The following is a 12507-nucleotide window of genomic DNA, read 5'->3' as shown; positions in this document are numbered from 1 at the left end:
TTGGCTGGCATACATTATAACTAATTATCGCTTATCTTATATTTATATTATACAATCTAGCTGCGTATCAGCTTATTCGCTTTTGCCGCTCTTGTTCTGCTTCTGACTGCGCTTGTTCGACTGCCAATTCCGCTTGTTCAACCCGTTCATCAGCAGCCAGCAACAAATTCCCCTCAGCATCCCACCAGCGCATCCAAGGCAGTTCTACGCCCTGATAAATTCCTTGCCAAATGCCTAACTCCAATCCCATTGGCTCGATTTGGTAATGTTCGCGCTGATTTTTTGACATTAACTCAAATCTATTTTCTACCAAATGATAGCATTCTATTTTGGGTTTTCTGACTTCATAAATTCCGTAAAAAGCAGGTCGAATAATCTGCTCGTAAATCCAGAATCTGCCCTTTCTTGGAGTTTTATCTCTTTCTTCGCTGCCATCTCCAGACACAAATTCTAGTATGATTAATGGCGGCATTAATTCTTTCCACATTACATAGGAACGCCGCATATTTCCGTCGAGAGTTGGGGGCACGTTGGGCACGTAAAACCAATCTGGTGCTTCGGCTCCATTGGCTAGTGGTTCTGGGGGTTGCGGGACTCGCCAATAAATGCCGGAATCTTGACCGATACAATATTGTCCGTCGGGATGAAGTTGGTCTAAAATGGGGCGAACAGATGTTGTTAACAGGATGATTTGAGGATGTTCTTGAAAGTTTTCCACAAAAGTACCGTCGGAATCTGGTAATTGAGTGTGATTTGGAAAATCGGTAAAATCTGTTACTAGAAGTTCTGGTTTTTCGGTGACACTCATGTTGACTGAAAGCATCCAGGATACCCGCCACGCGATTCATCCGTGGAGAAATCAAAAACGTGTATCCGAGAAACTTGCCGAACGTATTTATCTCGCGCAAGTCAATACTTCAATTCTCAAATCTAAAATCTAAAATCTAAAATCGATTGACCTCTTGAATGTTTAAAGATTCTACTTCACATTGGGAACGGAATATGAGTCAGTACAACTTAATTATTTTCGACTTCGACGGCACTTTGGCAATTACCCACAAAGCTATTGTATTTTGCTTTACCAAAACTTTTGAAACTTTCAATATTACCCCGCCTGCTGCTGATACTATTATAGCGACGATCGGCATCAATTTACCAAATAGTTTTAAAATCCTCCATCCGGCGATCGAGGAAAGCGCAATTCCTGAATGGGTGGAAACTTACCGCTCTTATTATCGGACGGAAGGTGAAAAGCAGGTAGAGTTATTTACCGGGACAAAGCAATTGTTGCAGTTGGCGCGTCAGTCTGGATTGAGCCTGGGAGTTTTCAGCAACAAACAGGTTACTTTTGTTAATTTATTACTAAAAAGTTTGAGAATTCACAGTTTGTTTGATTTGATATTAGGTGATAACGGACAAATAATTCCGAAACCAAATCCGACTGTTTTTCACTCGATGATTAAACCGCTGTTCCCGGAGTTGGATAACAGTCAAATTTTAATGGTGGGCGATACAGCGGTTGATTTGCTGTTTGCTAAAAATGCTGGGATAGATGTTTGTTGGGCGGCTTACGGATATGGCGATCGCGCTCAGTGTCTCGCCCTAGAACCGACTTTCGCGATCGACGATATTTCAGAACTTGCTGTGTTCGTTCAAAATTAATTTTTACTCTGTTTGTTTGAGAGAATAGTTTGACTCATTTAACTATAAAGTATTTAATTGATTTTTTTACTAGAGCCGGATGATAAATTTTTGTTTAACGGCAGAAATAAATAACCGAATTTGTAAGCAGCTAAAAATCTGCAAAATAAACTATACCAGAGATAGAGTTATCGCTGGAACAACTATTATAAATTAACAACCATGATTCCTTTGAAGGCACAAGGCAGAAGGCAGAAGGCAGAAGGAAAAAAAAACCGAGAGAAGCCAGATTTTTTTTATGTAGAAGTTACCGCGCAAATTCTGCACGATAGCCTTCTAACTTCTGGCTTCGGAAAACAGGGAAATTCTGTTAAACTTTAGGGTGTGCTGGCAGTCGGTATCTACAATAAACTCAATTTATAGAAACTTATGCAGATCGATATAAGCATTACTTCTGAAACGCTATCGCCGACTCGTACTGGCGGCACACCGAATTTAATAGAAGAAGTATTTCGACTGTACGATCGCGCCCTGGCAGCTACCAGCAACGGCATCGCGATCGCGGACGCGAAGCGGCCCGACAAGCCTATAGTCTACTGCAACGAGGCTTTCGAGCGGATTACAGGCTACGATCGCAGCGAAATAATCGGGCAGAACTGCCGCTTCCTGCAAGGCCCGGATACCGATCTCGCGGCCGTCGATCGCATCCGCGTCGCCCTGAAAGAACAACAGGACTGCAAAGTAGTTCTGAAAAACTACCGCAAAGACGGCACCCCCTTCTGGAACGAACTCGCCATCTCGCCGGTGCGCGACAGCAGCGGCACCGTCACCCACTTCATCGGCGTCCAATCTGATATCACCGATCGCTTCCAAGCAGAAGAAGCCCTCAAACAAGCCGAGGCAAAATACCGCAGCATCTTTGAAAACGCCACCGAAGGCATATTTCAAACGGCCCCAGACGGGCGCTACCTCAGCGCCAACCAGGCACTCGCCCGAATGTACGGCTACGATTCGCCGTCAGAACTGATCGCAAAATGTTCGGCCAAAAACATTTACGCCGATCGCACCCGCCGCGCTTCCTTCATGGCAGAAATCAGCAAAAACGGCTCCCTCAAAGAGTTTGAGTCCTGCGTCCGCCGCCAAGACGGCAGCACAACCTGGATCTCGGAAAACGTGCGCGAAGTCCGCGGCGCAGATGGCGAACTCCTTTACTACGAAGGAACCGTCGCCGAAATCGCCGATCGCAAACAAGCCGAAGCAGCCCTGCGCGATCGAGAATACTGGCTGAAAACTGCTATTAACGCCGTCCCCGACGCGATCTACCTCACAGACAGCGAGGGGCGCTGGCTGATTGCCAACGACTGCGCCCTCCAACTTTTGGGCTGGGAAACCGCAGACTACCAGGGCAAAACTACTGCCGAACTCGCTGCCGCCGCCGATCCCAGAGTCAGAGAAATCCTGCTAACTTGGCAGGAAACCGACGAAACCACCTGGCAAGCAGGCACTCTTACCGACCGCCGCCAAATTGTCTCGTTGCCCACAGGCGGCAGCAATTTGTTTGAAGTGCGGAAAGTGCCGCTGTTCAACCCCGACGGTTCGCGCAAAGGTTTGGCCGTGGCGGGGCGGGATATCACCCAGGAAGTGGCAGCGGATGCAGCTTTGCGCGACAGCGAACAGCGGTTTCGGGCAATTTTTGAACGCGCTGCGATCGGCATGGTAGTCGCTACCCTCGAAGGTGTGGCGATCGCCACTAATCCGGCATTTCAAGCTATGCTGGGCAGATCGGAAGCTCAACTGCGGGGTCTCGGCCTCGACGACTGCGCGCACCCGGAAGACGCACAAGTTTCGCGCCAGTTGCGCCAACAGTTAGTCGCGGGCTCCCGCGAAGCTTACCAAATCGAGAAGCGCTACCTCCGCCAAGACGGCAGCATCAGGTGGGGACGCCTCAGCGCTTCTGTCATCGACAGCAGTCAGGGAACGCCGCAGTTTATTTTGGAAATGGTAGAGGATATTACCGATCGCAAACAAGCCGAGTCAGCTTTGTTCCAAAATGAGGCTAAGTGGCGATCGCTCATTCTCAACAGTTCAGACATCATTACTATTCTCGACGGAAGCGGTCGCATTGTTTACGAAAGCCCCTCTGTAAAAAGAGTTTTGGGCTACGAACCCGAGGAACTAGCTAGTCAAATGGTTCTCGATTTTATCCACCCTGACGACCTTGCCTCGGTGATTTCCTACCTCGAAAAACTGATCGCAAATTCAGGCGCTCCGATCGCCGTAGAAGGCCGGTTCCGGCGCGCTGACGGTTCTTGGTGTTTTCTCGAAGGTGTGGGCATCAACTTGCTAGCAGACCCCGCTGTGAAAGGAATTGTGATCAACTCCCGCGACATGACCGCGCGCAGGCAAGCAGAGTACCGCCTCAGCAAAATCAACCAGTGCTTTTTGGGATTCACCACCGACGCCGCTGAGAACATCCAGCGGCTGACATCCTTAGCCGGCGAGCTTTTGGGCGGAAACTGCGCCATCTACAGCCACGTCGGTGAGGGTGTGCTGCGCGCGATCGCGACTTGGCAAGCGCCGCCCGACTACCCGCTGGTCGATCGCGCCGAGGGCCACATCTGCACCGACGTATGCAGCAAAGGAAGCGATCGGGCTGTTGCCATTCCTGACTTGCAGAACACGATCTACGCCCAAATCGATCCCGCTGTCATCCGCTACCAACTGCGAAGCTATCTGGGACAAGCAGTGCGGCTGGGCGACAATTACGTGGGTGCGATGTGCGTTCTCTACACTGAGTCGATCGCGCCCACAGAAGCCGACTGCAAGCTGATCGGAATTATTGCCGCGGCGATCGGAGTTGAGGAAGAACGGGCCGCCGCCGCCTCGCGCGTTCGGCAAAAATCCCAAGAACTGCAAACAGCTTTGAGCGACTTGCAGCAAACTCAAATGCAGCTAGTACAAACCGAAAAAATGTCTTCCCTCGGACAGGTGCTAGCAGGAATTGCCCACGAAATTAACAACCCAGTGGGCTTTGTCGCAGGCAATCTCTGCCACGTCCGAGGCTACGTCCTCGACTTGTTAGAAATCGTGCAAGTCTATCAAGAAGAGTACCCAAATTCCCCTACAAAAATTCAGCAACAAGCCGAAGATATAGACTTAGAATTTCTAGCAAAAGACCTGCCAAAATTGCTCAATTCAATGCAGACAGGATGCGAGCGCATTGTAGAAATTATTCAAACTCTCCGAAATTTCTCGCGGGCCGACGAAGCAAAAATCAAAACTGCCGACATTCACGAAGGTTTAGAAAGTACCTTGTTAATGTTGAACAGCCGACTGAAAGCAAAACCCAACTGGCAGGGCATTAAAGTCATTAAAGAATACGGAGAACTGCCGCAAATAAACTGTCATCCCGGACTGTTAAATCAGGTATTTATGAATGTATTGGCAAATGCGATCGACGCATTGGAAGAAAACAGCAGCCCAGCAAAAAACACAGCCGATTATACCTTTCCTACGATTACCATTAAAACAGAAACTCTCGATCGCAAGAGCATTTTAATTCGGATTAAAGACAATGGAGCGGGCATTCCCGAAGATCATCTTGTGCGTTTGTTTGACCCGTTTTTTACCACAAAACCCGTAGGTAAAGGCACAGGTTTGGGTTTATCAATTTCGCACCAAATTGTCGTTGAAAAACACAACGGCAAATTGCAGTGTCACTCTGAACCCGGTAAAGGTACTGAATTTATCATCGAAATTCCAATTAAGGATCGCGAATTAAATAACTTACAATTTTAATTGTTATTGTGGAAGTTATTTAATTCTCATTCCTAAGTAGAAGGAATCAGGAAGGCACTACACGGATGAACACGAATACACGGATTAATTATTGAGTGTGTCAATTGATGTCATGTCAGTTTGATTCGGACTTGTATGATGTTAAATTTTGTAGGGGCGGGTTCGCCTATATTTTTGATAATTATCGACAAATTATATAAACCCGCCCCGCCCATACTTACTTACACCAATTCTCTAAATTAATGCTACAGTCTTGGGGGCGGGTTTATCAATGTTATTTTTCGGTGGCCAATCTTATCGCGAACCCGCCCCTACCCAAACTGTAGCAAATTTTTAGAGAAGTGGTATTAGAAACTGGGTTTTTTACCTTGGGTGCGGGCTACAACGCGTCTTTTCGTCAAAAAACCCGGTTTCTGGGTTCCCATGCTGGGAATTAAAAACTAAACTGCGTCCGCAAATTGCCCACAAAAATTGTCGGGTTGTTATCGAAATTGTTGGGATTGCCGATCGCATAAAATGCTGGTACGATCGAAACATGGTCGGTGAGAGGAAAATAATAAGTTGCCTCAATTTCGTACTGCGTGCCGCCATTCCCTCCGCCAGAAACCAGAAACCTCCGACCGCCAGTAAAGTCAAAAGGTACTAAATATGACACCGTAAGCAAAGCTCCTTCTTTGAACAAATCGGGAAATGCAACTCCTAACTGATAAGATTGATTTTTGATCGTGCCGTCGGGTCGGTTAGTCTTGGGAAATATGTTGGTTTCGGCGTAGCCGTAACGGCCGAAAAGACCAAAACCGCGAGTGACTGACCAATCGAAATTGAAACTATAAGTATTCGCAGTCGCATTCCCCAGCCGACCACCAAAACCGTCATCTGCCACACCGTTTAACGGCTTGCTGTTAGGAGATCCAATTAAGCCGCCGATTTGCTGGATGTTTGAACGGCTGTACAAAAAGCGCAAATTAGTCCGCTCGCTAGGACTGAATGTTAATTCTGCTGTAGTCGTATTTGTCCCGCCAAACAACCCTTGAGACGGATTGGAAGCCGAATTAAACACGGAAGTTGGCAAAAATTCTGTACTCTCGCCCAAGTAGCCAAAACGCAGTTTCAATGCGCGGCCGATATCCCACAAAGCCAAAGCACCGGCACCCCGTCTGGTAGCGCTTAACAAAGGGCTGTTGTTAGAATTAAAGCTGCTCGCACCGTCTACGAAAAAGTTAAATTTATTGTTGTCAAAGTAGCGGTAAAAATTAATCCGCGGCCCGACTACTACTTGCAAGCTGTTGGTAAGCGGGAACCGATAGGAAAGTTCCCGCAGGATAACTTCATTGGGATTTGCTCCCGCAGTTTGATCGAGAAAAGGAGTGCCGAATGTATTGAAAAAACCCGTTGAAGTATACTGGTTGGCTGGGGAATTGCCGTTACCTACAGCTAGCTGTGTAATCAATTCGTCTTTCCCTGTAAAGGAAGTAGTGAGAGTCAACCAAACTAATTGGCTGAAAGTGATTTCTGGATCATCGTCCACTCTCTGCACAATTGGTCTGTTGGTGACAGGATCGCGTCCGGCTACTCGATCGAGCGGAGCAGCATTTCCATTTGTCGCTTCAACTCGGACTCGATCGCCCGCAAAAGCTCCAGTCAGGTTAAACCAAGCAAATCCGTTGAGTTTAGTAGTAGTTGAAAATTGGTTGGCCTCCAATTCGGCAGTGCGGGCTTCTAAAGCATCTACTCTACCGCGCAATGTAGCTAATTCTGCTGCAAATTCTTCTTGCAATCTTTGCAAAGCAAGTAAATCTTCTCGCTTGACTAAATTACCAGCAGAACCGCCAATTTGTTTGGTAATTTGGTCTAAGCAAGCGTTTAATCCGGCGGCGAATTCATACCGAGTCATTGCTCGATTGCCTCGGAATGTGCCGTCTGGATATCCCGCAATGCAGCCGTATCTTTCAACTAGGGATTGTAGTGCTTGAAAAGCCCAATCAGTCGGCCGCACGTCGGAGAGTTGGGAAACAGAGGTGACTTGTGCTGCGTCTTCTTGTATGCTGAGGTCATCAGCGCTGCCCGTCTCGCTGCTGATGTCGGCAACTTTGCTGGCTTCAGCAACTTGTTGAGACTGAGGAGAGTTTGCAATTTCTAACTTCTGTGGGGGCAATTCGCCGATTGCCTCGGTTATTTCTGGGGTTGTTGTTGCACGATTCACCCATGCTGCATCAGTTTCGGGTAAAGCGCGATCGACTTTTACATCTGTTTCGGGTAAAGCACGATCGACTTTTGCTATATCTTGTTTGGGTAAAGCGCGATCGACTGTTGCAATATCTGTTTGGGGTAAAGCGCGATTCACCCATGCTGCATCTGTTTCGGGTAAAGCGCGATCGACTGTTGCTATATCTGTTTGGGGTAAAGCGCCATTCACCCATGCTGCATCTGTGTCGGGTAAAGCGCGATCGACTGCGGAGTTAGTCTCTGCGGTAATCGCCGCTAACTGCGGTATCTCAATCTTACCTGCTGCCAGCGCTGCGTCTGGGGTAGCCGTAGGGACGGCACTCGCTTCTAGCGCAACTTCTGGAGTTGAGGTATCCTGAATTTGAGCTGTTGCGGAGATCGGCCCCAAAGGCACTGCCGCACCAGAAATCAAGAAAGACAGCCAAAAAGCTTTAACGGAGGTTGCATTATTCACCATACCACTCACACCACTTGTTGAAAATTAAATCTGGCCCATCTTAAACGATAAGCTTGCTTATAAATGTAGTTGGTTTAACAAATTCTTATAAATAGTTAAATTTATTTTAGGAAGCGATCGATTCCCGATCGCTAATGACTGATGACTACTGACTCCTGACTAATTCCCCAAATGAAGTTTTTATTAGTTACAGATTTAGACAACACGCTAGTCGGAGATGACGAAGCAACTCAAGTTTTCAACCAGCGCTTGCAACCTGTGCGATCGCAAATTTGTTTGGTTTACGCTACCGGGCGTTCTCATGCTTCAACTTGCGAATTAATTGCCCAAAAGCAACTGCTAGCACCGGACTATTCGATCGCAGGTGTAGGCAGCGAAATTTACCAAGACGGAACCCTCGATTTAGATTGGGCGGAATATCTTTCTCAAGACTGGGATAAAATAGCGATCGCCTCTTTAGCACAGCAGTTTTCCCAGCTTAAACCCCAATCCCTAAAAGAACAAAATCCTTGGAAAATCAGTTATACTCTGGAACCAGCAGCCGAAAATAGCTCGACAATCAAGGCTTTGCAGCAAAAGTTAATTGAATCGGGACTGCCAGCTCAAATCATTTTTAGCAGCAATAGTAATGTAGATATTTTACCACAAACTAGCAATAAAGGCAATGCCCTTACTTATTTACAAAAGCGCCTACAAATTCCATCTGAAGCAACATTAGTTTGCGGTGATTCTGGCAATGATATCAGTATGTTTGAGCAGGATTTCCGGGGAGTAATCGTCGCGAATGCTCTATCAGAACTATTAGAATGGCATCGCGAATGCGGCACTGAAAATCATTATTTAGCCGGTTCTGCTTCCGCTTGGGGAATCATGGAAGGAATGGCATATTTTTGGGAATTTTGATTGCCAAAAATTAGGTTTGGTTTGTAGTTAGCTGTGAAGTCCTCAGTACAAACGCACCCCAAGCACCCCAAGTCCTGCAAACAGTTAAAATCTGTTCAGGAATCTCAACCGCGTATCGATCGCACCTGCGACTTGCGATACCATCAGCGTGTACTGCTTTATCAAACCTAATCGAACTTAACTTGAGTTACCTCAAGCGAGTTGAAGTTTATTTCCTAGCCTCTTGGGCCCAACGTAGTGGAGGGAGTCGGCTATCCCAAGATCAGTCCGCTATCCCCCGATCGCCAAAGGTTCTATAGTTAAGTGTAGCGCCTAAACCTAAATTACTCTCTCTATAAAAACTTATCTTTCTAGATGAACAATATGTAGGTTGATTCAACTATTTGCCCCTTTAGTTCAGTTCGCCAACGCACCGCCACATGGAACAAAATACTTTACCCGTAGAGGTGATTCTCTCTCACCCCCGCCAATATTTAGGTAGCCTGCGGCTCGATTGGACGCCACAACCGGGGAACTATGTAGATTTAGAGGGACAAACCTACGCTGTTTTGGAACGCCACCACCGCTATCAACTCAAATCCGGCCGCTACCAACTGCAAAAAATTGCCCTGTACGTGCAGTCGGCCACACCGCCGACGGAAAGAACGTTTGTAAGCGGCATCTGGGTTATCGGAGATGCTAGCTGTCGCTTTAATGCTCGATCGGAAATTCTGCGCTGCGCTGTCAATCCCAATGGCCCCTGCGACGGCTGTGGCGATTACCAAAAGTCTTGAACCATCAAGTCAATCGATTTTAGATTTTAGATTTTAGATTTTAGATTTAAGCATTGAGCCCACGGATAAATACGTTCGGCTCCTTTATCGGATACAGGTTTTTTATTTCTGGACGGATCGATCGCGTGGCGGGTATCCTGGATGCTTTCCGTCACTACACAATTTCACCTCGCCCAACTGAGAAACCGAGAGTGCCGAGAATCTCGGCGTCTCCCTCAATGACAATAAACTATCAAAACCAACTAGCAACTCTCGAATCGAATTTAACTTCTTCAGGTAGGGGGTAATCTATCTTCTGATAGCTGTGCAGCACGTCGCGAATGCCAGTATGAATCAAATTTTCTATGTGCAGCAACTGTTCTGAAGAACAGCGAACCTGAACAGTTTGGTTTGACACAGACTCGCCGGAGTCGATCGCAGTATATCTATTCGGAACTCGGCTGAGCACGTAAGCAATTAAATCCTGTCGCAATCCCGCAGGCGAAAAAGCTTGTTGGTAGGGGTGCTTCGGATAAGACTCCAAGATAATTTCTACTTCCTCTGTGACTACAGCCAAGGTAATATTGACAAGATTTTTCTGCATTTTCCCTGTCCCCAAACACTCGTTAACTAATATTTTTGTACCCGTTCTCGTTTTCGTCTGATTTCTCATGAATTTTAACCGGCTAATACCGCCCATCGTTCTTCGGTCATCACCAGCTCAAACTCGGAACTTACCTCTTCTATAACCCGCAGCACGTAGCAGGGAATCTTGTCGGATAAAATAGCACTTGCCACCGTACCAGTGTGAATTTCTAAGACTGCTTCTGCCGCAGCTTCAAACATCAGTCGCTGTCCCGGAAACATCACTCTTTCAAAGTACCAATTAGGAATGTTCCCAATCCGAACCACCTGAACTAGGTTGGTAACATTTGCGTAATAGCACAGAATCTGGTTGTTACCTTTATAAGATAGCCGATCAGACATTTAAAAAATCTCCACACTCTTTCAAAAACTTACTGAGACTTGGCTTTGCCTGTTAGTGGCAATTGTGAGTTTGGCTCTTGACAAAAGGACAGACTTATTTTTTGGGTGTTATTCGAGATCGCGAACCACATCTTCAGTTATTAATTTTTTTAGCATTGAGTAATCCTGCCAACATTGAGAGGTTTGGCGAAAAAACCCCTTTTTTTCCGGCGAAAAAACCCGGTTTGTTTAATATGCAGGGCTGATATCCTGACTTATTAACGTTGTTGTTCTGTTGCACCCGTTAATCGAAAATACCGTCACTTTCCCGAACTCTCCTGACAACAGATTCACTCTTTGGCAGCGGAATGGTGCTGAGAGTGCGATCGACCTTCAGATTTTGAGCTCGAAGTAAACTTTATCTAAAAAATATGAGGAAATTATGAAGACCATCATTTTTTTTTGATAAATATACTTTGGCCGCAGCCGGGATTACAACAGTTAGGCAAAAACCAGGTTTTTTAGCCAAAAACTTGACTGAATCTGTGCTCCTGGGTTAATAAACCAGGTTCTCAGGTAACTCTGCGTAAATCTTCGATTAGCCGGCCCAAACCGAGTTTTTTAGCAAAAAACTTGGCTGCCTCTGTGATTCCGGGTTTAAAAAAACCGTTATTGAGGCAAGTGTGCGTAACTTCTGGAGGAGTTATTCTGCCTGTAAATACGGTGATAGCCGATCCGCTTTGCAGGTAACAAAAAACCCCGACTCCCTGAGATAATCTCTAGAATTTCTAGGGAATCAGGGTTTAAATGAACGAATCACCGATCGATCTCAAAGCTAAATCAAAAAAATGAGGAAATTATGAAAATAGCAGGAAAAACTAGAACTTTCCTGGACGCATAAACCCGGTTTAACAACATAACTGCGTGATTTTCGCAAGAATCAAGGGAATGAGAAAGGAGAGTTTTGAGCCTCATCCGGCTTTAATGCCCCTTTGATTCTGCCGTCGGGCTGGGCCGACTTTGTTTGTCTATAGCAACCCTAAATCATTCGCCTAATTGTTGTAGGGGCAATCCCACGCCCGGTTGCCCCGATAGATAGGGGGTAGGCACTCTTAGCACTACCCCTACAAATTTACATGAATGATTTAGGATTGCTATAGTAGCGGTTTCAACTGCCGAGTTTGATATGCTATCTGCGATCGCATTTTACCCCTGTTTAAAGCAACCGTTCCCAACCCAGAATTTCCGCCACTTGCTGTGCCAAACTCAAAGGATCGAAAGGCTTTGCAATCACCCCCGCTACCCCCAAATCAGCAAATTTGCTCAAATCCATCGCCTGCACCTTAGCCGTCAGGAAAATCACCGGAATCCCCCGAGTAGCCCCATTGTTTTGTAGCAAACCAAACAGAGTAAGTCCGTCCATATCCGGCATCATCACATCTAGCAGAATAGCGTCAGGGAGTTGAGTTTCAGCTAACAGCAATCCTTGGCTGCCGTCGGGTGCGCTTAGTACAAACCAGCCGCCTAAATGTTCCAGACAAGCCTGAATCACGCTGCAGAGGTTTTTTTCATCATCAATGACCAGAATGCGCTTTGCTGACATAATTAAAACTCTAATTTTAAATTAATCATGGTAAACCGAAAAAAAACTTAGGCACGCTGCCTCATCAACCGGGTTTCTTGAAAGATATATAGCCTTTCTCACAAAGATGAGGTACAATAACAGCAGTGTGTAAACCAGTTAAAAATATTTGATGATGTAAC

General features: G+C 46.4%; 10 protein-coding genes. 5 read left to right on the top strand and 5 right to left on the bottom strand.

Going from position 1 to position 12507, the window contains the following annotated elements:
* Nucleotides 1–67: 67 nt before the first annotated feature.
* A complete protein-coding gene (locus QUA50_RS28155; RefSeq protein ID WP_333268531.1) occupies nt 68–808 on the bottom strand; it encodes a Uma2 family endonuclease in 741 nt (246 codons plus the stop codon).
* A 194-nt stretch (nt 809–1002) separates the two neighbouring features.
* On the opposite strand from QUA50_RS28155, the gene QUA50_RS28150 reads away from it, so the two are divergent.
* The 3 genes from QUA50_RS28150 to QUA50_RS28140 all read left to right on the top strand — a co-directional run bounded on the left by QUA50_RS28150 (nt 1003) and on the right by QUA50_RS28140 (nt 5439).
* Entirely contained in the window at nt 1003–1662 is a 660-nt protein-coding gene (locus tag QUA50_RS28150) for an HAD family hydrolase (protein WP_333268519.1), read from the top strand.
* Between the two features lie 201 nt (nt 1663–1863).
* The gene (locus tag QUA50_RS28145; protein WP_333298960.1) at nt 1864–2022 is read left to right on the top strand and encodes a hypothetical protein; all 159 of its coding nucleotides are present in this window, start codon (nt 1864–1866) and stop codon (nt 2020–2022) included.
* Nucleotides 2023–2070: 48 nt separating this feature from the next.
* Complete coding sequence (locus tag QUA50_RS28140) at nt 2071–5439, top strand: PAS domain S-box protein (RefSeq protein WP_333268521.1); 3369 nt, start codon at nt 2071–2073, stop codon at nt 5437–5439.
* Nucleotides 5440–5872: 433 nt separating this feature from the next.
* Here the strand turns inward: QUA50_RS28140 and QUA50_RS28135 are convergent, their stop codons facing one another.
* The gene (locus QUA50_RS28135) at nt 5873–8122 is read right to left on the bottom strand and encodes an iron uptake porin (RefSeq protein WP_333268523.1); all 2250 of its coding nucleotides are present in this window, start codon (nt 8120–8122) and stop codon (nt 5873–5875) included.
* A gap of 171 nt (nt 8123–8293) precedes the next feature.
* Here QUA50_RS28135 and QUA50_RS28130 point away from each other — a divergent pair, with 171 nt between their 5' ends.
* On the top strand, nt 8294–9025 hold the full coding sequence (locus QUA50_RS28130) for a sucrose-phosphate phosphatase (protein WP_333268525.1): 732 nt from the start codon (nt 8294–8296) through the stop codon (nt 9023–9025).
* Between the two features lie 419 nt (nt 9026–9444).
* Entirely contained in the window at nt 9445–9798 is a 354-nt protein-coding gene (locus tag QUA50_RS28125; protein ID WP_333052256.1) for a DUF6464 family protein, read from the top strand.
* Nucleotides 9799–10030: 232 nt separating this feature from the next.
* Here the strand turns inward: QUA50_RS28125 and QUA50_RS28120 are convergent, their stop codons facing one another.
* The 3 genes from QUA50_RS28120 to QUA50_RS28110 all read right to left on the bottom strand — a co-directional run bounded on the left by QUA50_RS28120 (nt 10031) and on the right by QUA50_RS28110 (nt 12346).
* Nucleotides 10031–10381 carry a late competence development ComFB family protein gene (locus QUA50_RS28120; protein WP_333268527.1) on the bottom strand — a complete coding sequence of 117 codons (351 nt, stop codon included), beginning with the start codon at nt 10379–10381 and terminating at the stop codon, nt 10031–10033.
* A 74-nt stretch (nt 10382–10455) separates the two neighbouring features.
* Nucleotides 10456–10764 carry a DUF1830 domain-containing protein gene (locus QUA50_RS28115; RefSeq protein ID WP_333052260.1) on the bottom strand — a complete coding sequence of 103 codons (309 nt, stop codon included), beginning with the start codon at nt 10762–10764 and terminating at the stop codon, nt 10456–10458.
* A gap of 1195 nt (nt 10765–11959) precedes the next feature.
* On the bottom strand, nt 11960–12346 hold the full coding sequence (locus QUA50_RS28110; RefSeq protein WP_333268529.1) for a response regulator: 387 nt from the start codon (nt 12344–12346) through the stop codon (nt 11960–11962).
* Between the last annotated feature and the right edge of the window lie 161 nt (nt 12347–12507).

The organism is Microcoleus sp. M2_D5 (genome assembly GCF_036701935.1).
Taxonomy (GTDB): Bacteria; Cyanobacteriota; Cyanobacteriia; order Cyanobacteriales; family Microcoleaceae; genus Microcoleus.
Note: the sequence above shows the minus strand (reverse complement) of the source record. Positions and strands in the feature narration are given on the sequence as shown.